Annotated in this window: 20 protein-coding genes; 11 read left to right on the forward strand and 9 right to left on the reverse strand. The window is 68.2% G+C overall.

Going from position 1 to position 20341, the window contains the following annotated elements; all coding sequences use genetic code 11:
* Positions 1-27 precede the first annotated feature (27 nt).
* Together gltX and Q0907_RS02440 are read left to right on the forward strand one after the other, a co-directional pair.
* Positions 28-1434: a glutamate--tRNA ligase gene (gltX, locus tag Q0907_RS02435; protein ID WP_299341138.1), complete on the forward strand. Its 1407-nt coding sequence runs from the start codon at positions 28-30 to the stop codon at positions 1432-1434.
* Between the two features lie 13 nt (positions 1435-1447).
* Positions 1448-1936: a Fur family transcriptional regulator gene (locus Q0907_RS02440; protein WP_296279079.1), complete on the forward strand. Its 489-nt coding sequence runs from the start codon at positions 1448-1450 to the stop codon at positions 1934-1936.
* Between the two features lie 89 nt (positions 1937-2025).
* Here the strand turns inward: Q0907_RS02440 and Q0907_RS02445 are convergent, their stop codons facing one another.
* From Q0907_RS02445 to Q0907_RS02455, 3 genes are all read right to left on the reverse strand, one after another.
* Complete coding sequence (locus Q0907_RS02445) at positions 2026-3261, reverse strand: MFS transporter (protein WP_299341141.1); 1236 nt, start codon at positions 3259-3261, stop codon at positions 2026-2028.
* Positions 3258-3641: a MarR family winged helix-turn-helix transcriptional regulator gene (locus Q0907_RS02450; protein WP_343229802.1), complete on the reverse strand. Its 384-nt coding sequence runs from the start codon at positions 3639-3641 to the stop codon at positions 3258-3260. Before Q0907_RS02450 ends, Q0907_RS02445 begins: the two co-directional genes overlap by 4 nt.
* A 171-nt stretch (positions 3642-3812) precedes the next feature.
* Positions 3813-5987: a TonB-dependent receptor gene (locus Q0907_RS02455; RefSeq protein WP_299341146.1), complete on the reverse strand. Its 2175-nt coding sequence runs from the start codon at positions 5985-5987 to the stop codon at positions 3813-3815.
* Between the two features lie 90 nt (positions 5988-6077).
* Between Q0907_RS02455 and Q0907_RS02460 the strand changes: the two genes are divergently transcribed.
* Both Q0907_RS02460 and Q0907_RS02465 read left to right on the forward strand, forming a co-directional pair.
* Positions 6078-6485, forward strand: coding sequence for a MerC domain-containing protein (locus Q0907_RS02460; protein WP_299341148.1), 408 nt, complete (start codon positions 6078-6080; stop codon positions 6483-6485).
* A gap of 142 nt (positions 6486-6627) precedes the next feature.
* Positions 6628-6801 carry a 30S ribosomal protein THX gene (locus Q0907_RS02465; RefSeq protein WP_296279084.1) on the forward strand — a complete coding sequence of 58 codons (174 nt, stop codon included), beginning with the start codon at positions 6628-6630 and terminating at the stop codon, positions 6799-6801.
* A gap of 64 nt (positions 6802-6865) precedes the next feature.
* Here Q0907_RS02465 and hutI read toward each other — a convergent pair whose 3' ends face one another.
* Both hutI and Q0907_RS02475 read right to left on the reverse strand, forming a co-directional pair.
* Positions 6866-8092: an imidazolonepropionase gene (gene hutI, locus Q0907_RS02470; protein ID WP_299341151.1), complete on the reverse strand. Its 1227-nt coding sequence runs from the start codon at positions 8090-8092 to the stop codon at positions 6866-6868.
* A 4-nt stretch (positions 8093-8096) separates the two neighbouring features.
* Positions 8097-8291 (reverse strand): hypothetical protein, encoded by a 195-nt coding sequence (locus Q0907_RS02475; RefSeq protein WP_296279086.1) that lies wholly within the window; start codon positions 8289-8291, stop codon positions 8097-8099.
* Between the two features lie 72 nt (positions 8292-8363).
* On the opposite strand from Q0907_RS02475, the gene Q0907_RS02480 reads away from it, so the two are divergent.
* From Q0907_RS02480 to Q0907_RS02495, 4 genes are all read left to right on the forward strand, one after another.
* On the forward strand, positions 8364-9620 hold the full coding sequence (locus tag Q0907_RS02480; RefSeq protein ID WP_299341154.1) for a formimidoylglutamate deiminase: 1257 nt from the start codon (positions 8364-8366) through the stop codon (positions 9618-9620).
* 126 nt (positions 9621-9746) lie between these two features.
* Positions 9747-11390, forward strand: a complete 1644-nt coding sequence (locus Q0907_RS02485; protein ID WP_299341157.1) for a serine hydrolase — start codon at positions 9747-9749, stop codon at positions 11388-11390.
* 2 nt (positions 11391-11392) lie between these two features.
* The gene (locus Q0907_RS02490) at positions 11393-12610 is read left to right on the forward strand and encodes a histidine kinase (protein WP_299341159.1); all 1218 of its coding nucleotides are present in this window, start codon (positions 11393-11395) and stop codon (positions 12608-12610) included.
* Positions 12607-13368: a LytTR family DNA-binding domain-containing protein gene (locus Q0907_RS02495; RefSeq protein ID WP_299341163.1), complete on the forward strand. Its 762-nt coding sequence runs from the start codon at positions 12607-12609 to the stop codon at positions 13366-13368. The genes Q0907_RS02490 and Q0907_RS02495 overlap by 4 nt, the downstream gene beginning before the upstream one ends.
* Positions 13369-13374: 6 nt before the next feature.
* On the opposite strand, the gene Q0907_RS02500 is transcribed toward Q0907_RS02495, so the two are convergent.
* The 3 genes from Q0907_RS02500 to Q0907_RS02510 form a co-directional block, all read right to left on the reverse strand.
* On the reverse strand, positions 13375-13872 hold the full coding sequence (locus Q0907_RS02500; protein WP_299341165.1) for a methylated-DNA--[protein]-cysteine S-methyltransferase: 498 nt from the start codon (positions 13870-13872) through the stop codon (positions 13375-13377).
* 84 nt (positions 13873-13956) lie between these two features.
* Positions 13957-15453, reverse strand: a complete 1497-nt coding sequence (locus tag Q0907_RS02505; RefSeq protein ID WP_299341166.1) for a DNA-3-methyladenine glycosylase 2 — start codon at positions 15451-15453, stop codon at positions 13957-13959.
* 49 nt (positions 15454-15502) lie between these two features.
* On the reverse strand, positions 15503-16750 hold the full coding sequence (locus Q0907_RS02510) for an ectonucleotide pyrophosphatase/phosphodiesterase (protein ID WP_299341169.1): 1248 nt from the start codon (positions 16748-16750) through the stop codon (positions 15503-15505).
* 57 nt (positions 16751-16807) lie between these two features.
* On the opposite strand from Q0907_RS02510, the gene Q0907_RS02515 reads away from it, so the two are divergent.
* Positions 16808-17326: a nuclear transport factor 2 family protein gene (locus Q0907_RS02515; RefSeq protein WP_299341171.1), complete on the forward strand. Its 519-nt coding sequence runs from the start codon at positions 16808-16810 to the stop codon at positions 17324-17326.
* 87 nt (positions 17327-17413) lie between these two features.
* Entirely contained in the window at positions 17414-17755 is a 342-nt protein-coding gene (locus tag Q0907_RS02520) for a hypothetical protein (protein ID WP_299341174.1), read from the forward strand.
* Between the two features lie 45 nt (positions 17756-17800).
* On the opposite strand, the gene Q0907_RS02525 is transcribed toward Q0907_RS02520, so the two are convergent.
* On the reverse strand, positions 17801-18535 hold the full coding sequence (locus Q0907_RS02525; protein WP_299341175.1) for a ThuA domain-containing protein: 735 nt from the start codon (positions 18533-18535) through the stop codon (positions 17801-17803).
* 109 nt (positions 18536-18644) lie between these two features.
* Here Q0907_RS02525 and hutU point away from each other — a divergent pair, with 109 nt between their 5' ends.
* Entirely contained in the window at positions 18645-20312 is a 1668-nt protein-coding gene (gene hutU, locus Q0907_RS02530) for a urocanate hydratase (protein WP_299341178.1), read from the forward strand.
* Positions 20313-20341 lie beyond the last annotated feature (29 nt).

The following is a 20341-nucleotide window of genomic DNA, read 5'->3' on the forward strand; positions in this document are numbered from 1 at the left end:
CGCCGTATTCCGTCCATCGAGTTGCCCATGGCCTGCCGTACCCGCTTCGCCCCCAGTCCCACCGGCTACCTCCACATCGGTGGCGCCCGCACGGCGCTGTACTGCTGGCTGGAAGCGCGTCATCGCGGCGGCGATTTCATCCTGCGCATCGAGGACACCGACCGCGAGCGCAGCACCCAGGCCGCGATCGACGCGATCCTGGATGCGATGGACTGGCTGGGCCTGGGCTACGACGAAGGCCCGATCTACCAGACCCAGCGCATCGACCGTTACCGCGAAGTCGCCGAGCAGCTGGTCGCCGCCGGCAAGGCCTACTACGCCTACGAGACACGCGAAGAACTCGACGCCATGCGCGAGGCCGCGATGGCGAAGCAGGAGAAGCCGCGCTACAACGGCGCTGCGCGCGAGCAGGGCCTGCCGCACCGCGACGATCCGAACCGCGTCATCCGCTTCAAGAATCCGCTCGACGGCGTGGTCGCCTTCGATGACCTGATCAAGGGCCGCATCGAGATCGCCAACAGCGAGCTCGACGACATGGTGATCTTCCGCCCCGACGGCTACCCCACGTACAACTTCGCCGTGGTCGTGGACGACTGGGACATGGGCATCACCGAGGTGATTCGCGGCGACGACCACATCAACAACACGCCGCGCCAGATCAACATATACGAAGCGCTGGGCGCGCCGGTGCCGAAGTTCGCGCACATGCCGATGATCCTGGACGAGCAGGGCGCCAAGCTGTCCAAGCGCACCGGCGCGGCCGACGTGATGCAGTACAAGGACGCCGGCTATCTGCCGCACGCGCTGATCAACTACCTGGCGCGGCTGGGCTGGTCGCATGGCGACCAGGAACTGTTCTCGCGGCAGGAGCTGATCAAGCTGTTCGACGTGAAGGACGTGAACTCCAAGGCCGCGCGCCTCGACATGGCCAAGCTGGGCTGGGTGAACCAGCACTACCTGAAGACCGACGCGCCTTCGGACGTCGCGCCGCATCTGGTTTACCAACTCGAAAAGCTCGGTATCGATCCGTCGGCCGGGCCTGCGCCCGCCGATGTCGTCATCGCCTTGCGTGATCGCGTGCAGACGCTGAAGGACATGGCCGAGAAGGCGGTGGTCTGGTACCAGCCGTTGGACGTGTACGACGAGGCTGCCGTGGCCAAGCATCTCGGGGCCGCGGCGAAGGCACCGCTGGCCGAGGCCCGCGAGCGGCTCGAGGCGCTGGCAGACTGGAGCGCCGAGAGCGTGTCCATGGCCCTGCACGAGGCTGCGGCCGCGCTGGAGCTCGGCATGGGGAAGGTGGCCCAGCCGCTGCGCGTGGCGATCACCGGCACCCAGGTCAGCCCCGACATTTCGCAGACCGTATACCTGGCCGGTCGCGACGAAGCCTTGAAACGCATCGACGCCGCACTCATCAAGAGTGGTACGTCCGCCTGACTCCGGATCGCCCATGCCGCACGTCCACGCCTGCACCGACCCGCACCACCACGTCCACGATGCGCAAGCCTTCGTGGCGGCGGTGGAGCACGCGTGCCAGGAGCGTGGCCTGCGGCTGACCCCGATCCGCGCCCGAGTACTGCAACTGATCGCCGAAGCCGGCAAGCCGGTGAAGGCTTACGAACTGCTCGAATGGGTGCGCGCGACCAAGGGGGTCGGTGCCGATGCGCCGCCCACCGTCTACCGCGCGCTGGATTTCCTGATGGCCAACGGGTTCGTGCACAAGCTCGAGTCGATGAACGCCTTCGTCGCCTGCCATCACCCGAACAGTGCGCAGCACTCGGTGCCGTTCCTCATCTGCGACCGCTGCCACAGCGCGGTGGAGCTGGAGGACCGCGACGTGGTGGCGGCACTCGATGCGCGAGCCAAGGCGCTTGGCTTCCAGCCGCAGGCGCAGACGCTGGAAGTGCATGGGCTGTGCGCGCGGTGCGCCGAGGCTTAGGCCTCAGCTTGCTGTGGGAGCGACGTAAGTCGCGATGACATGCCAGAGTGGTTCATCGCGACTTACGTCGCTCCCACTAGGCAACGCTCCTACGCCGCTGCCGGTACTGCTTTAGGCGACGCTTCCCGGATCGGCAGGTTCGCTGCGGCTGCGATCAGCGCCAGCATCATGTCCGCGTACCACATCCAGGTGTAGTCGCCGAAGCGTTCCAGCGCCAGACCACCCAGCCATGCGCCGAAGAAACCGCCGATCTGGTGCGACAGCAGGGTCAGTCCGAACAGCGTGCCCAAGTAGCGTGGGCCGAACAGCTTGCCGACCAGTCCGGCGGTCGGCGGCACCGTGGCCAGCCAGGTGAAGCCGAGTGCGGCGGCGAAGATGTAGAACGTCAGCGGGGTAGGTGGCGATGCCAGATACAACGCGATCATCACCGCGCGACTGGCGTACATCACCGCGAGGATCCACTTCATCCGCACGCGCTGTCCGAGTGCGCCGGCGATCAGGCTGCCCGCCACGTTGAACAGGCCGATCAGCATCAGCGCCACGGCCGACACGCTGGCGGGCAGGCCGCACAGCGCGACTTCGCCCGGCAGGTGCGTCACCAGGAAGGCGATGTGCACGCCGCAGGTGAAGAAGCCGAGGTGAAGCATCCAGTAACTACGGTCGCGCAGGGCGAGCGCGATCTGCTGCTTCAGGCTGATGTCGCCGATCGCGGTTGCCGTGGTCGCGCCCGTCGTCGCCACGGCTTTCTTGCGCAGCCGGAAGGCCAGCGGGATCGCGAGCAGCGATGCGACCGCGAGCGTGTACATCGCACTGGCCCAGCCGGCGAACGCGATGACGGCCTGCACCAGCGGCGCGAACACGAACTGGCCCAGCGATCCGCCCGCGTTGATGAAGCCGGCGGCGAACGAGCGCTTCTCGGGCGCCAGTTGTTGCGCGGTCGCGCCGATCAGGATCGAGAAGCTGCCGGCGCCGGCGCCGGCCGCTGTCAGTACGCCCAACGTGAACATCAATCCCCACGGCGAGGTCAGGTGGGGCGTGAGCGCGAGTCCCAGAGAGAGAAGGACGGCGCCGAGCACCAGCACGCCGGTCGAACCGCGCTTGTCCGCCACCGCGCCGAAGACGGGCTGCACTGCGCCCCAGGTGAACTGGCCGATGGCGAGGGCGAAACTGATCGCGGCGATGCCGATGCCCGTTTCCTGGTGGATCGGGGCGACGAACAGTCCGGTCGTCTGCCGCGCTCCCATCGTGATCATCAGGGTGGCGGATGCGGCCAGCAGCAGGCCCCAGTGCATGCGCGGTGCGGGTGTTGCGAAGGTGGCGCTCATGCAGCGTCTCCCAGGTGTTTCCGCAGAAGATCGTCGAGACGGTCGAGGTCGTCGTGCAGGCGTTTGACGGCAGTGTCGCCCATCAAGCCGTCGATGACCGCTTGCGCGCGCTGCCAACGGGGTTTCGCGCGGGTGAGCCGCGCCCGTCCTTCGGTCGTCAGCGCGACCAGGCGCTGACGTGCATCCTCGCCACGCACGGTTTCCAGCAAACCGGCGTCCACCAGCGGCGAGAGGTTGCGGGTCAGCGTGGTGCGATCCATGCCGAGTTCGTCCGCGAGTCCGCCGAGCGCGCGAGGCTCGCGTTCCGTGCGGCGGAGTATCGAATACTGGTTGAGGCTCAGGCCGACGGCCGCCAGTTCGTGGTCGTACACCTGGGTCACGCGCCGGCTGGCCCGCCTCAACCGGAAGCAAGTGCAGACACTGGGCGTAGGGGTGGGCATGCACGGACTCGCACGAGAGGAAGCCAATTATGTGTATATGCACATAATTGATGTCAAGAAGGGCGGCTGCCATGGAGGCCAGCCGCCCGGGGGAGGACCGTCAGGCGTCGATCAGAAGTACGCGCGGATGCCGAACGCCACGCCGCGGCCCGGCAACGGCGCGTAGTCGCGCAGCAGCGAGGTATGCGGGCGGGCTTCTTCGTCGGTCAGGTTGCTGCCGTCCAGGAACACTTCCCAGCTCGATGCCACGCGATCCCACCGGTATGCGACGTGGGCATCGACCAGCGTGTACCCGTCGCTCGGCGCCTCGTTCTGCGCCACATCGTCCTGCTTGCTGTAGCGCACCGCGCCCAGCGAGGCCCGCCAGCCGCCAAGCGACCAGCCCAGGTCTGCGCCGACGCGCATCGGCGAGATGCGCGGCAGATAGCCGCCCTGCGCGATGTCGACTTCGTAGCCGTGCGTGTGGTCGCCGTGCGGGACTTCGAAGGCGACCGTGCGCAGCCCGTTGCCGTCCAGCTTCGCGCGCACGTAGTCGCCATACAGGCGCAGGTCCCAGGCACCTGCGGCGGTGTCGGCCAGTTGGATCTTCGCTTCCGCCTCGGCACCCGTGAACTTCGCATCGTCCTGCGTCCACAGTCGGACCGGATAGCCTTCCTCTTCCACGCCCGTGTCGGTGAGGTAGACGAAGTCCTTGAACCGGGTCTGGTACAGCGCGAGCTTCAGGTCCACGCGATCGGTGTGCCAATGCGCGCCGATTTCCGCACGCACGCCTTTCTCCGTATCCAGCGAGGCATCGCCGATTTCGATCGACTGCGTGGCCACGTGCGTGCCGCCAGCGAACAGTTCTTCGTTGGTCGGCGCGCGTTCCGACCGGTCCAGGCCGAAGCGCAGGTCGAAGCCGTCGCTCAGGCGCCAGATCGCCGCGGCCGACAGATTGGTGGCGCTGAAATCGATCGATGCGCGGTCGTCGGGCTTCAGCTTGACCTGGTCGTAGCGGCCGCCCAGCTCCAGCTTCCATGGGCCGAAGTCCTTCTGCTGCAGGACGAACAACCCCAGGGTGTCCGTGACCGTGGACGGCACGAAGGCCTCCGCCCCCACCGCGCTGAAGTCGGTGCTGCCGACCTGCAGGCCGAAGGCGCCGCGCCAGCCGTTCCACGGTTTCTGCACCGCCTCCAGCCGGGCGTCATACCCCTCGTTGGTGAAGCGCGTGCCGATCTCTTCGCCTTCCAGCTCGACATGTTCGTAGTCGTTCCACGCGGCACGCAGGTTGAGGCTTTCGAGGAACGACACCGGATCGTAGACGCCAGCCTTCATGTCCCACCGGTTCTGCACCATGTCGATGCGCACGGGGCCTTCTTCGTGCGCCTCGTCATCGTGGTCTGCTTCTCCGTCATGGTCGTGGTCGTGGTCTTCCTCGCCATGCACGTGGGCACCGGCGGGAATCCCGTAGTTGCTGCGGTAGGTGCTGGCGGCAAGGCCGAAATAGCCACGGTCGCCGAGATAGGTAGCGCCGACCGCGCCTGCCTTGGTGCTGAGCGAACTGTTCGGCAGCGTGCCGTCAGGCTGGGGTTCCTCTTCGTGTTCCTCGCCTTCCTCATGGTCGTGCAGGATCGCGACGCCGGGAATGTCGTAGTCGTCGGTGTCGCGCACCAGGCCATCGACGTGCAGCACCCAGTTTCCGCTCACACCGTCGAGGCGGAACATGCCGGTGCGTTCGTCGTTGACGGTGTTGCCGCGGACTTCGGCGCGGCCGCTGAGCGGCTGGTCGGGGATCGATTCGGCCAGGCGGCCGTCCACGACATTGACGGCGCCGCCGATGGCGCCGCTGCCGAACAGCAGGGTCGCCGGGCCCTTCAGCACTTCAATCTGGTCGGCGAGGAAGGGTTCGATGCTGACCGCATGGTCGGCGCTCACGGTGGAGGCATCCATCGAGCCGAGGCCGCCGGACAGCACCTGTACGCGCGGTCCCTCCTGGCCGCGGATGATCGGCCGGCCAACGCCCGTGCCGAAGTAGGTGGTCTGCACGCCCGGCAGCTTGGCGACCGTCTCGCCCAGCGTGCCGGCCTTGGCCTTGTCCAGGTCTTCGCCGTAGAGGACATCCACGGGCGTGGCGACGGATTCGGCATTGCCCTTCAGCGGCGAGGCCGTGACGACGACCGCGTCCAGGTCCTTGGCCTGGGGAGCGCCGGCGTCGTTGGCGAAAGCGAGGGGGGAGGCCAGCGCGAGGGCGAGGGCGGTCACCAGCAGGCGAGGAGCAGGGCGGGCGAGACGGCGTGGGGATGGCATGGAAGGGGGATCACTCAGGTGGGGTTGCGAATGATGTTATATTATACCAATAGTGACAATATAACCCTCCCGGAAGTCATACTCGTCTCCATGAAGTCCTCGTTCCGATCGCTGCTCGACCGCTTCGCCGCCGCCGGCTCGCTGGTGTGCGCGCTGCATTGCGCCATCACGCCGCTGCTGCTGGCGGTGATCCCGTCGCTCGGACTGTCGATCTGGCTGGGCGATGGTTTCGAACGCGGCTTCGTCGTGTTCGTCACGGTGCTGGGGCTTTTCAGCCTGGTATGGGGCTACCGCCGGCACCGGGCCTTCCGCGCGTTGGGCATGTTGCTGTTCGGTCTGATGGCCCTGTGGGCAGGCGTGCTGTATGCGCCCTTGCATGAAGCCGCAGTGCCCCATGCCGTCGTGATGACGGTGGGGGGGCTACTGGTGGGGCTGGCGCACCTGCTGAACCTGCGCCTGAACCATTGGCACGTGCACGACGCCAGCTGCGCCCACTGAGTCCGGCGCCACACGGCGGCAGCGGCCGCGGAGGCCCCGCTGTGGTAGGCTTTGCGGCCTCGCGCGCGGCGCCCCGGTCTGGTGGATGCCCGCGCAGCCGCCCTCGTCCGGGCGGACTTTTCATTGAATCAGGAGAACACAGATGGGCAAGGGTGATCGCAAGACGGCCAAGGGCAAGCGCTATTCGTCCAGCTACGGCAACGCGCGCAAGCGTACCGTCGCCAAGGCGGGCATCGCCGCCACGGCTACCGCCAAGAAGTCGGTCGTGAAGGCGCCGGCGAAGAAGGCCGTGGCCAAGAAGGCTGTCGCCAAGTAAGCCCGCCGCGCCCGCACGCCGGTCGCGAACGCAAGACCCCGGCTCTCGCCGGGGTTTTTGTTTTTCAGGGGGGACTCACGACAAGACCGCCCACATGCACGGCCGAGACCAGATCGCCGCCCAGCCAATACGCCAGTTGCGCTGGCTGGCCGATGCGCCAGCGCACGAAGTCCGCGCGCTGTCCCACTACCAGACGGCCGCGATCCTCGAGGCCCAGCGCCTGCGCAGCATGCACGGTGGCGCCGCGCAGCGCTTCCTCCGGGGTCAGGCGGAAATGCGTACAGGCCAGCGACATGGCCAGGCGCAGCGACTGCAGGGGCGACGTGCCCGGGTTGCAGTCCGTCGCCACCGCCATCGGCACGCCATGAACGCGGAACGCCTCCAGCGGCGGCAGTTTCGTTTCGCGCAGCACGTGGAAGGCACCCGGCAGCAGGACCGCCACGCTGCCTGCGCGCGCCATCGCCGCAACGCCGGCCTCGGACGTGTATTCCACGTGGTCGGCCGACAGGCCATCGAATGCCGCGACCAACGCCGCGCCGCCACCATCGCTGAGCTGGTCGGCATGCAGCTTCACCGGGATGCCCAATGCGCGCGCCGCTTCGAACACGCGCTGCGTCTGCGCCGCCGTGAAGCCGATACGCTCGCAGAAGGCATCCACCGCGTCCACCAGACCTTCCTCGTGCAGCGTCGGCAGCCACGTGCACACGGCGTCGATGTAGTGGTCCTCGCGCCCGGCGAACTCGGGCGGCAGCGCATGCGCACCAAGGAAGGTGGTGCGCACGGTGATACCGAGGATGTCGCCGATGCGGCGCGCCACGCGCAGCATCTTGCGTTCATTGTCGAAGTCGAGGCCGTAGCCGGACTTGATCTCCAGCGTCGTCACGCCGTCGTCGCGCAAGGCGCGCGCGCGCGGCAGCGAGGCGTCGAGCAGGGCGTCCTCGCTGGCGGCGCGCGTGGCCCGTACCGTGGACACGATGCCGCCGCCGGCGCGCGCGATGTCTTCGTAGCTGGCGCCCTGCAGGCGCTGTTCGAACTCGCCAGCCCGGTCGCCGGCGAACACCACATGCGTGTGGCAATCCACCAGGCCAGGCGTCACCCAATCGCCCTGCGCGTCCACGATCTGATCGGTTAGCGACGCCGGTGGAGCTGGCAGATCCGCGAGGCGACCCGCGAACACGAATGCGCCGTCGCGCCAGCCCAGCGCACCGTTCTCCACCACGCCATAGCCGTCATCGCCGGCCAGCGTGACCAGGCGGGCGTTGACCAGCAGGCCATCCCAGCGCGTCTCCATGTCGTCAGTCGCCTCCACCGCCACCATCGCAGCCACCGCCTCCGCTGTCGGATGCGCAGCCCATGTCGCCGTGCGTGGTGGAGCCGCCATCGTTCACGCGATCTCCGGCGCCGCCTTTCTTCTTCTGCGCCTGCACGGCGATGAAGACCGCCATCAGCGCGAGGGCGACGGCAACCAGCGAGAGGACGATGGCAAGCATAGCGGCGGGCGTGTCTTGGCGTGGGCGACGCGGTAGCCTAACGCACCCCTGTCGCCGGCCGTAAGCACCGCCATGTCGAATCCCGATTCCCACGCAGGCCTGCCCGTCCTGACCGACGCAGGATGGCGCGTTCCCGGCATCGCCAACCTGCATTCGCACGCCTTCCAGCGGGCAATGGCGGGGATGGCCGAGCACCAGACGAATCCGGAAGACAGTTTCTGGACCTGGCGGGAAATCATGTATCGCTTCGCCGCGCGAATGACGCCAGAGAGCACCTACGCGGTGGCGACGCAGCTGTATGCCGAGATGCTGGAAGCCGGCTACACACGCGTGTGCGAGTTCCATTACGTGCACCACCAGCCCAATGGCGCCCCCTACGGCGACCCCGCGGCGATGTCGAACGCCTTGATCGCCGCCGCGCGCGACACTGGCATCGGCCTGACCCTGCTGCCGGTGCTGTACATGACGGGCGGCTTCGACGGGCGCGAACTGTCGGCGCGCCAGCGAAGGTTCGGGCACGACGTGGACGGTTTCCTCCGCCTGCTCGAAACCCTGCGTCCGCTGCAGGACGCGCGGTTGCGCGTCGGCTGTGCGTTCCACAGCCTGCGTGCCGTGCCGGAAGCCGCCATGCGCGAGGTGCTGTCGGCACTGCCTGCCGATGCGCCGGTGCACATCCACATTGCCGAGCAGATGGGCGAAGTACAGGACTGCCTGGCGCTGCGCGACGCGCGCCCGGTGGAATGGTTGCTGCGCGAATTCCCGGTCGGTCGGCGCTGGACGCTGGTACACGCCACGCACCTGACGCCGGAAGAAACACGTGGCATCGCCGATAGCGGCGCCACCGTCGCGATCTGTCCCACGACGGAAGCGAACCTCGGCGATGGCCTGTTCCCGCTGCGCGAGTTCCTGCAGGCCGGCGGCCGCTGGGGCATCGGTTCGGATTCGCACGTCTCGGTATCGCCGGTGGAAGAGCTGCGCTGGCTGGAGTACGGCCAGCGACTCATCACGCGCCATCGCAACATCGCGGTGCTGCCGGGTTCGCCGAGTGTCGGCCGTACCCTGCTGGCGGGAGTACTGGACAGCGAGGCGGATGCCACGGGCCTTGCGCCGGATCCGCAGGACGCCGTCTGGCTGGATGCCGATGCCACCGCGCTGGCAGGCGCGACGACCGACGACGTGGTCGACCGCTGGCTGTTCGCGGGAAACCGGCCATTGGTCCGCGCGGTCCGGGTCGGTGGCCGCGAGGTGGTCACCGAAGGCCGCCACGTGGACGGCGATTCCATCGCGCGTCGCTACGGCACCACCGTGCGCCAGCTGCTGGGCGACTAGGGCTTGGCGCGCCGGCCATCCGCGGGATCGCGGCGTTCATCGCGGCCACCGGGTCGTCCATCGCAGACCCGCACGCGTGGCGACGGCGTCCGCCAGCATGGCCACCATCCCGTCAGGAGAAACGCCATGGCCTATGCTCATTCGATCGCTCTCGCCCTTGCCGCCGCCGGCTTCGCCGCCGTCACGCCCGCCCATGCCATGACCGACCAGGCGCTGGCCGGCAAGGTCCAGCAGCGCCTGCAGGGCGATCGCACCGGGGCCTGCATGGCCGTCGCGGTCATCGAAGCCGGCACCGTCGCCCGCACCTTCCAGTGCGCGGATGCGAAGGATGCGTCGCGCATCGGGCCCGATGCCGCCTTCGAGATCGGCTCGGTCAGCAAGACCATGACGGCTGCCTTGCTCGCCGACCTGATCGGGCAGGGGAAAGGTTCGCTGGACGATCCGCTCTCCGCGTGGCTGCCCGACGGCACGAAGCTGCCGCAGTTCCAGGGCAAGCCGATCCTGCTGCGCCACATCGTGACCCACACCTCCGGACTCCCGGCGCTGCCCTCCCGCATGGGTGCACCGGACATGACGGACCCGTACGCGAAGCTAGACGAAGCCGCATTGCTCGCCTCGTTGGGCGACGTCACCCTCACCGCGGCGCCCGGCACGAAGTTCGAATATTCCAACTTCGCCTCGATGGTGCTCTCGTACGCCGTCGCACGTCGCGCGGGCACGGATATGGAGACGCTGCTGAAGCAGCGCCTGTTCGCGCCGCTCGGCATGCGACATGCCTATGTCAACGTGGCGCCCGCCGGTGTGCGCGCAGCCGTGGGCCATACGCCGAACGCACGGACCACGTCCGCCTGGCATTTCCAGACCAACCTCGCCGGTGTCGGCGGCGTGCGCGCCACGCTCGATGACATGGTGCGCTACGTGCAAGGCCAGTTGGGAACCGAATCCACCTCGATCTCGGCCGCTTTGCAGCGTTCGCAGCAGAAGGTGTCGGACTCGCCACCGATGGCGATGAACTGGATGCTGATGCCCGTTGGCGGACGCACCGTGCACGTGCACGAAGGCGGCACCGGTGGTTTCTCGTCGTTCGTGTCGTTCGACAAGGACAAGCAGCGCGGCGTGGTGATCCTCTCCGACACGACCTGGAACTCCATCGGCAGCCTAGGCTCGCTGGGCCTGCATCTGGTTGATGTCAGCTTCCCCCTCGGCACGCCGCGCCGCGAGGCCACGCCGGACGGCACGTTGCTCGACGCACTCGCCGGCGAATACGAACTCGCCGGTGGCATGAAGATGGTCCTGCGCCGCAAGGGTGATGCGCTGGAAATCCAGGTGGCCGGCCAGGGCGCGTATGCGATGGGCTACGACAGCGCAGGCGATTTCTATCCGCGCGAGTTCGACGCGGTGCTGCGGCCGCAGCGCACGGCGGCGGGCCAGTCGTTCACGTGGATGCAGATGGGGGGCGTGCTGCCGGCCAAGCGGATCGATGCCGCCGCGGCGAAGCCTGTGTTGAAGATCGATGCGGCCGCATTGCGTGAATACGAAGGCGAATACCCGCTGGTGCCCGCGTTCGCGCTCACGGTGAAGGCGCAGGGCGAGACGCTGACCATCCAGGGCACGGGCCAGCCGGCGCTGCCGGTGCAGGCGGTCGAACGCGATGTGTTCGTCATGGACGCCGTCGGTGCTGAAATCCGCTTCGAACGCGATGCGGCCGGCAAGGTGGTCGCGCTGACGCTGAAGCAGGCCGGCCAGCAACTGCGCGGCGAAAGGAAGTAAGCATGGAGCGGACCTATCCGCTGCGACAGAAGCTGCCCGCCGAAGTGCTGGTGGGCGGCGATGCGGTATGGAGTCGCTACCGTCAGTATCCAGTGTTCGGCCTGCGTTGGCTGCTCGGGCGCAGCCTGCTGTTCTGCAGCGTGATCGCGGTGGTCGCCGCCTTCATCGGCGCCGGCAGCGGTGTGGTGGTACAGGACCTCGGCGTCGCGATCAAAGTGGGCCTCACCGAATTCGTGGTCTTCAGTCTCATGGCCACGTTGGGACCTGCGTTGGCCACCGCGGTGCGGCACCGTGCATGGCCGGTGGCGCGCGAGCGCAAGGCCGTCGTGATCGCCGTGCTGGTCGGCATGGTGCTCAGCTTCTTCATCGATCGCGTCGGATCGTCCTACATCGAACAGTTGATCAAGCCAGGCCTGGAGGCTGCGGGACTGTCGATGAATCCGCCCACATTGACGCCGTTGGTGAAGGCGATCGGGCTGGCGATCAACGTCGCTGGGCTGGTGGTCGTCTACGGTCTGTTCGGCGGCGGGCTGGCGCTGCGGGCGTACTTCAGTGAACACCGCCGCTGGGACGAGCACCATCATGAACGCGAACTCAGCGCGCTGGAAGGACGCGTGCACGAAGCCGACCTGCGCCTGGGCGTGCTGCAGGCGCAGGTGGAACCCCATTTCCTGTTCAACACCCTGGCCTCGGTGCGCGCGCTGATGCGGCAGGATCCCGCACAGGCCGAAGCCACGCTGGATGCCCTGGTCGATTTCCTGCGCGCCACCATTCCGAAACTGCGCGACGACCGCGGCCTGCACGCCACGCTCGGCCAGCAGCTCGATATCTGCAGCAGTTACCTCGCACTGATGCAGGTGCGCATGGGCGGCCGGCTGGCGTACGCCGTGCGCGCCGACGATGCGGTGCGCGCGTCGCCGTTCCCGCCCTCGCTGCTGATCACACTGGTGGAGAACGCGATCAAACACGGCATCGAACCCAGGCCGGGTCCGGGCCGCATCGACATCGAGGCGGTCCGCGAGGACGGCATGCTGCGCGTGCAGGTGCGCGACGATGGCGCCGGCCTGCAACCCGGCCTGAGCACGGGCGTCGGCCTGGCGAACGTGCGCGAACAACTGTCGGCGCGTTACGGCACACGTGCCGCGTTCGCCTTGGCGCCGGCCGTCGACGGTCGCGGTGTTTGCGCCGAGATCCGCGTGCCGCTAGGGTCGTCGGCATGAAGGCCGTCACCGCCCTGATCGCCGAAGACGAAGCGCCGCAGCGTCGCGCGTTGCAGCAACAGTTGCGCGCGGCGTGGCCGGACCTCGAGATCGTGGCGGTCTGCGAGGATGGCCTGTCGGCACTGGATGCGGTCGCGCAACACCGCCCGCAGGTCGCCTTCCTCGACATCCGCATGCCGGGCGTCAGCGGCCTGGACGTCGCCCGGCAGGTAGTGGCGCAAGGCGGGCTGGTGGTGTTCACCACCGCGTACGAGGATTACGCCATCCGTGCGTTCGAGGCCGGTGCGGCGGACTACCTGTTGAAGCCGGTGCAGGACGCGCGCCTGGCGCAGGCGGTGGAGCGCATGCAGGCACGCCTGGCCGAAACGCGTGCACCGGACATGCGCACGCTGATCGACGATCTGGAAGCGCGCCTGCGGCCGCAGGGCGATCGCCTGATCCGCTGGATCACCGCCAGCGTCGGCGACAGCGTGCGCATGATCGCGATCGACGAGGTGCTGTTCTTCCAGGCGCAGGACAAGTACGTGCGCGTGGTGACGGCCGACGACGAAGCGATCATCCGCATGCCGTTGAAGGATCTGCTCGGCGGACTCGACCCGGACGTGTTCTGGCAGGTGCACCGCGGCGTGCTGGTGCGCGTGCAGGCCATCGATCGCGTGCGCAAAGACGAACTCGGCCGGCACCTGTTGAGCGTCAAGGGACGCGACGACGTGCTGCCGGTCAGCGGCGCCTTCCAGCAGCGCTTCCGCGGGATGTGACCCGGCTCAGCCGAACAGGTCGCGCGACCTGGGCAGCGCGCCTTCCAGCTCCAGCAGGAACTGCTTGGTCGGCAGGCCGCCGCCGAAACCGGTGAGCGCACCGTCCGCACCGATCACGCGGTGGCAGGGCAACACGATGGGCAGTGGATTGCGCCCGTTCGCCGCGCCCACCGCGCGCATCGCGGTCGGCTTTCCCACTCGCTGCGCCAGTTGCGCGTAGCTGATCGTCTCGCCATAGCCGATCCCCGCGAGCGTCATCCACACGATGCGCTGGAAGTCGGTGCCGCGCGGCGCCAGCGGAAGATCGAAATCGCGTCGCTTCGCCGCGAAATAGGCGTCCAGCTGCCGTGCCGCCAGGTCGAGCACGCGATGTTCGCCCGGTGTCCAACCTTCCCGGTCTGCCGGATGCCGGTTGCACGGGAACTCGATCGCATGCAGCCCTTCCTCGTTCGCGGCGAGGGTGAGCGTGCCCACGGGGCTGTCGAGATGGCGGAAGAGGATCATGATGGAAAGCTCAAGGTAGGAGCGACGTGAGTCGCGACCGTATGAATGAAAATGCTTTGTTGTCGGAAGGATCCCGGTCGCGACTTACGTCGCTCCTACAACAGCAGACGCTTTGGTCGCCGCCATGCTGCCCTTCCACACATGGATCACCGCATAGCCGCGCCACGGCCGCCACGCGTCGGCGCGCGCCGTCAGCGCCTTGGCGGTCATCCGCGTGCCGTCGGTCGGCACGGCCTTCTGCAGCACCAGATCGTCGGCGGGAAACGCGTCCGGATGGCCAAGCGCGCGCAGCGCCATGTAGTGCGCGGTCCACGGACCGATGCCGGGCAGGGCGACCCAGCGTGACGTGAAATCCTCAAGCGTGCGCTCGGGCCGGAAATCCACCCGCCCGTCCAGCAACGCGCGCGACAACCCGCGGATCGTGTCGGCGCGTGCGCGGGTCAGGCCGATCTCCGTCAGATCGACATCGGCCAGAAGATCCGGTGTGGGGAACAGGTGCGTCAGTCCGTCGGACGGGATCGCCAGCGGCGTGCCGTGCCGCTGTGCGAGGCGTGCGGTCAACGTGCGTGCGGCGGCCACGCTCACCTGCTGGCCGATCACCGCGCGCACCGCGATCTCGAAGCCATCCCATCCGCTGGGCAGGCGCAGGCCGGGACGCGCGGCGAGCAGCGGCCGCAATCGCGGATCTTCGCCGAGTGCGTCGGCGATTGCGGCGGGATCCGCATCCAGGTCGAACATGCGGCGAAGGCGGCTGACGATCTGCAACAGGTCGGTCGGTGTGCTGCCGTGCAGTTCCAGCCTCAGTGCGTGCGAACTGGCGTCCCAGGCGCTGACGCGGAGCCAGCCGGGTGCATCCGGCGTGCCGATCACGCGCAGGTAGCTGCGCTCATCGACGACTTCCACGCCCGGCAACGCACGTCCGCGCAGGAAATCGAGCATCGCGGTGAAGTCGTACGGCGGGCGGTAACCGAGCCGCAACGTCATCACCTCGTGCGTCGGCGGCAGCTCGCGCTTGCGCAGGTCGCGCGGCGCCATCCGGTATTCCTCGCGGAACGCCGTATTGAACCGGGTCAGGCTGCCGAAGCCGGCGGCCAGCGCCACCTGCGTGATCGGCAGCGTGGTTTCGGTCAGCAGCTGTTTGGCGAACAACAGGCGGCGCGTGCCGTGCACATCCACCGGCGTGGCACCGAGACGATCGGTGAACAGCCGCCGCAGTTGCCGTTCGCCCAGGCCCACGCGTTCGGCAAGGTTCGCCACGGGCGCATCGACCAGTGCACCCTGGTCGATCAGCTTCAATGCGCGCGCCACCACTTCATCGCCACGCCGCCAGGTGCCATCGCCCGGTGCCAGTTCCGGCCGGCAGCGCAGGCAGGGGCGGAAGCCCGCGGCTTCTGCGGCGGCTGCGTTCCGGTAGTAGACGATGTTCTGCGGTTTCGGCGCCGGTGCCGGGCACACCGGCCGGCAGTAGATCCGCGTGCTGGTGACGGCGGTGAAGAACAGCCCGTCGAAGCGCGGATCGCGGCTCAGCCGCGCCTGTTCGCAGACGTGGCGGTCGGGCAGCAGGCTGGCGGCATCGGACATGCGCGCAGGCTAGCACCGGCCATGCGTCAGGACTCGCCGTTTCCGGACATCAATGCGGCGACGGCGTCCGCGGCCGCAGGACAGGCGCGAAGGTATCGAGCGTGCCGTCGTTCGGGGCCGCAGGTATTCCCAGCAAGTGGGCGAGCAGGGGATAGACGTCGACGTTGTCGAAGGCGGGCAGCGACGCGTTCGGGACGAAGTCGGGGCCGGTGGCCACGAAGAACGCACGCATCTGCGGGTCTTCCGGTGCGAAGCCGTGCTCGCCTTTCACGGGCTGCCTGGGCAGTGGGTGGCGATGCAGCTGCAGGCGCCAGCCGACGTCCGACTGGCATACGAAGGGCGCGATGCGCGGATTGCGCCCGTAGTGCCAGGCCGCGGGCAGCGTTTCCTTGCTCCAGCAGGTGTAATGGTCGTGGCGGCCGACCAGGCGGCGCGCCACGTCCGCTTCCTGGCCGGGGCGCGGGGTGATGTGGGCGACGGGACCGAGCGAGGACCAGGAGAACAGGGCCTCCGGCAGCACGTCGTCGAGATAGGAGGTATCGACGCTGCGCACATCGGCCATGCCATGGTCCGACAGCACGATCAGGTTGGTCGAATCCCGCAGGCGCCGCGCCTCCAGGCCGCGCAGCAACGCCGCGAGGGCGTCGTCGATCTCGTGCATGGCAGCGAGTGCCCGGGGCGAAAAAGTGCCGTCGGCATGCGCGGCGACATCGTACTGTTCGAGATACAGGGTGATGAAGCGCGGGCGCTCGGCCGCCGGCAGGTCCAGCCACGCCAGGACGCTGGCCACGCGCTGGGCGGGCGTTGTTCCACTATCGAAGGGGCGCCAATGGTCGGGGCGTCCGCCCGCGATTTCCGCTTCCGAACCGGGCCAGAACATCGTCGCCGTCTTCAGGCCGGCGCGCTGGGCGCCGATCCAGACCGGTTCGCCGCCCCAGAACCGGCCGTCGCGCCCGGAGGCTTTCTTCGATTCGAACTGCCCGAGCACGGCGTCCCGCATGTCGTTGTGCACGATGCCGTGGCGATCAGGACGCAGCCCGGTCACCAGGGTGTAGTGATTGGGGAACGTCAGCGTCGGGTAGGACGGATTCAGCCAGGCGGCATGCGCGCCTTGCGCGAACAGCGCATCCAGCGTCGGCATGCGGCCACTGCCGGGGATGTCGGCACGCAGGCCGTCGATCGAGACGAGCAGTACGGTGCGAGGCTGAGGCGCGGAAGGAGCGTTGGGGGTGGAGGCGCAGCCGGCAATCCATGACAGGACCACCAGCAGCATCACCCTGACGAATGGCAGGTGCATGCGTTACGGGGAAAAGCTGGAATCGGCCACAGCTTGGCAGACTCCGGGGCATTCCGCATGACAGCGCTAGTCCGACTTTCGTCCATCGTCCTGCTGGTTGCGTCCGGCGTCGCCAGTGCCGCCTCGCCCACGGCCGTCCACGAGGCCGAGTGCGCTGTCTGGCAGCGTGAGCTGAGTTTCGCTGACGCCGTGGCGCAGCATGACGCGGACGCCTTCGCCAGCCATCTCCACCCCCAGGCCGCCTTCGGCGTCAGCCAGAAACCGACCCGTGGGCGCGACGCGATCACCCGCGAGTGGGCGCCGCTGATCGAGGGCAAGGCGCTCAGGCTCAGCTGGTATCCGGCCACCGTGACCCTGGGGGGCGATGGCCGGACCGCTTACTCCAGCGGCCCGGCGCTGTACGAGGATCCCAAGACCGGCGATGCCCGCATCGGTCGATTCGGCTCCGTCTGGTACCGGAACGATGAGGGCACCTGGCAGGTGCTGTTCGACGACGGCGTCGTGCCGCAGAAGGTGGATGCCGCCGCCGTCCAGCGTTTCCACGAGGGTCGGAAGGCGCGATGCCCGGCGGCCTGAGGTCCCGCTGAACCGGACCGGGACGACCGCGACGCGCATGTCACATTGGGCGTATCGTCGTTATCCAGCCCGGCCGGAGCCCCTCTCATGAAGTACGTCTCTGCCTTACTCGCTGCCTGCCTGATGGCGGCTGCCGCGCAAGCCCAAGCGCAAGCGCAGGCGTCCGTCGAGCGTGACGGAGACGTCCAGGCGCCGGAGCGCGCCGCCGATGCGACAGCGCCTGTCGCCCCGCCATCGATGCATCAGGAAAAGCCTCGCCTGTCCGATGCGCATTGCATCCGCAACACCGGCAGTCGTATTCGCCAGCGTGACGCGCGGGCGCGTTGCAATGGCCTGCCGGGTCGCTCCTACACGAAGGATGAACTCGACCGTACCGGCCAGACCGGCCTCGGCCAAGCGTTGCGCACGCTGGATCCGTCCATCCGTTGACACCGTGGCGGTGTGCCCGTTTCCTCGCCAAGGCGGGCGGACGTGTCAGCAGCCGTCCGAACGCCCGGCGGCGTAGCGCAGTCCGCGCCCGAGCTGTGCGAGGACGTTCGGATCCTCGTACACCTTCGCGTCGTGGCCGAGTCCGGTGTACCAGCTGCGGCCACCCTCGAAGGCATGGCACCACGCGATGGGGTGGTCTCCGCCCATCGTGCCGCCCTCGTAGTCGCGCTCGTCCACCGTGGCGATGACCTGCACCTGTCCGCGCGGACTGTCGCGGTAGTTGTACAGCTCGTCGGTGATGCGCCAGCGTGGCCCGACAGGCTTCCCGTCGTGCTCGGCCTGCACGTGCGCCGATTGCAGCCCGGGAGGATGGCTCCTGAAGTAGGCGCCGACCAGGCGTCCGTACCAGGGCCACGCGTACTCCGTGTCGGCCGCCGCATGCACGCCGACGAACCCGCCGCCCGCGCGAACGAACCCTTCCATCGCCGCCTGCTGCCCGGCATCCAGCACATCACCGGTGGTGCTGGCGAACACGACCACGCGATAACGCGACAGGTTGCCGGCAGTGAACGCACCTGCGTCCTCGGTGTGGTCGGCCCGCAGCCCCGCTTCGGTCGCCAGCACCTTCAACGTCGCGACGGCCGTGGGGATCGCGTCGTGACGGAATCCCGCGGTCTTGGTGAAGATCAGTACGCGGTCGGGCGGAGCGGCATGTGCGGGCGACAGCAGCGACAGGCTGGCCAGCAGTAAGGGAGCAGCGATGACGCGGGAAAGGTTCATGGCCGGATTCTGCCATGGCGCCGTTCATGCACTGCAGCATGGCGATGGCTCGCGCCCGACCAGTCCTCGCGCCGATAATGACGGCAATCCCTTTATCCGGAACGCCCGCATGTCCGATCCCCGCCACGACCCGTCCCGCGTCATCCGCGCGCCGCGCGGTGCCACGCTCACCTGCAAGTCCTGGCTCAGCGAAGCGCCGTACCGGATGCTGCAGAACAACCTGGATGCGGACGTCGCGGAAGATCCCACCTCGCTGGTCGTCTACGGCGGCATCGGCCGCGCCGCGCGCGACTGGGCCTGCTACGACGCCATCCTGAAGTCGCTGCGCGAACTCGACGACAACGAGACCCTGCTGGTGCAGTCGGGCAAGCCGGTCGGCATCTTCCCCACGCATCCCGACGCGCCGCGCGTGCTGATCGCCAACTCCAACCTGGTGCCGCACTGGGCCACGTGGGAGCACTTCAACGAACTCGACCGCAAGGGCCTGGCGATGTACGGCCAGATGACGGCCGGCTCGTGGATCTACATCGGCAGCCAGGGCATCGTGCAGGGCACGTACGAAACCTTCGTCGAGATGGGTCGCCAGCACTACGGTGGCGACCTGACCGGCAAGTGGATCCTCACCGCGGGCCTCGGCGGCATGGGCGGCGCGCAGCCGCTGGCCGCGGCGCTGGCGGGCGCGAGCTCGCTCAACATCGAATGCCGCCAGTCCAGCATCGACATGCGCCTGCGGACGCGCTACGTGGACGAACAGGCCACCGACCTCGATGACGCCCTCGCGCGCATCGCGAAGTACACGGCCGCCGGTGAGGCGAAGTCCATCGCGCTGCTCGGCAACGCCGCGGAGATCCTGCCGGAACTGGTGAAGCGCGGCGTGCGTCCGGACGCCGTCACCGACCAGACCAGTGCGCACGACCCCGTGCACGGCTACCTGCCGATCGGCTGGACGGTGGAGCAGTGGCTGGCCGAGCAGAAGGCCGAACCCGAACGCGTGCGCGACGCCGCCAAGCAGTCCATGCGCGTGCACGTGGAGGCGATGCTGGCGTTCCAGCAGATGGGCGTGCCCACGTTCGACTACGGCAACAACATCCGGCAGATGGCGTTCGACCAGGGGTTGAAGAACGCGTTCGACTTCCCGGGCTTCGTGCCGGCCTACGTGCGTCCGCTGTTCTGCCGCGGCGTGGGCCCGTTCCGCTGGGTCGCGCTCAGCGGCGATCCGGAAGACATCTACAGGACCGATGCCAAGGTGAAGGAGCTGATCCCCGACGATGCGCACCTGCATCGCTGGCTGGACATGGCGCGCGAGCGCATCAGCTTCCAGGGCCTGCCGGCGCGCATCTGCTGGGTCGGCCTGGGCCTGCGCCACAAGCTGGGCCTGGCGTTCAACGAGATGGTGCGCAACGGCGAACTGAAAGCCCCGGTCGTGATCGGTCGCGACCACCTCGACTCCGGCAGCGTGGCCTCGCCGAACCGCGAGACCGAGGCGATGAAGGACGGCAGCGATGCGGTTTCCGATTGGCCGCTGCTCAACGCGATGCTCAACGTCGCCGGTGGCGCCACCTGGGTGTCGCTGCACCATGGTGGCGGCGTGGGCATGGGCTACTCGCAGCACTCGGGCGTGGTCATCGTCTGCGACGGCACGGCGGAGGCCGACAAGCGCATCGCGCGCGTACTGTGGAACGATCCCGGCACCGGCGTGATGCGGCATGCGGATGCCGGTTACGACATCGCCGTGCAGTGCGGGAAGGAGCAGGGGTTGAAGCTGCCGATGGCGTGATCGTGATCAGGGTCGGCCGTACGGGGTCG

Origin of the sequence: uncultured Pseudoxanthomonas sp. (genome assembly GCF_947498795.1) — a bacterium.
Classification (GTDB): domain Bacteria; phylum Pseudomonadota; class Gammaproteobacteria; order Xanthomonadales; family Xanthomonadaceae; genus Pseudoxanthomonas_A.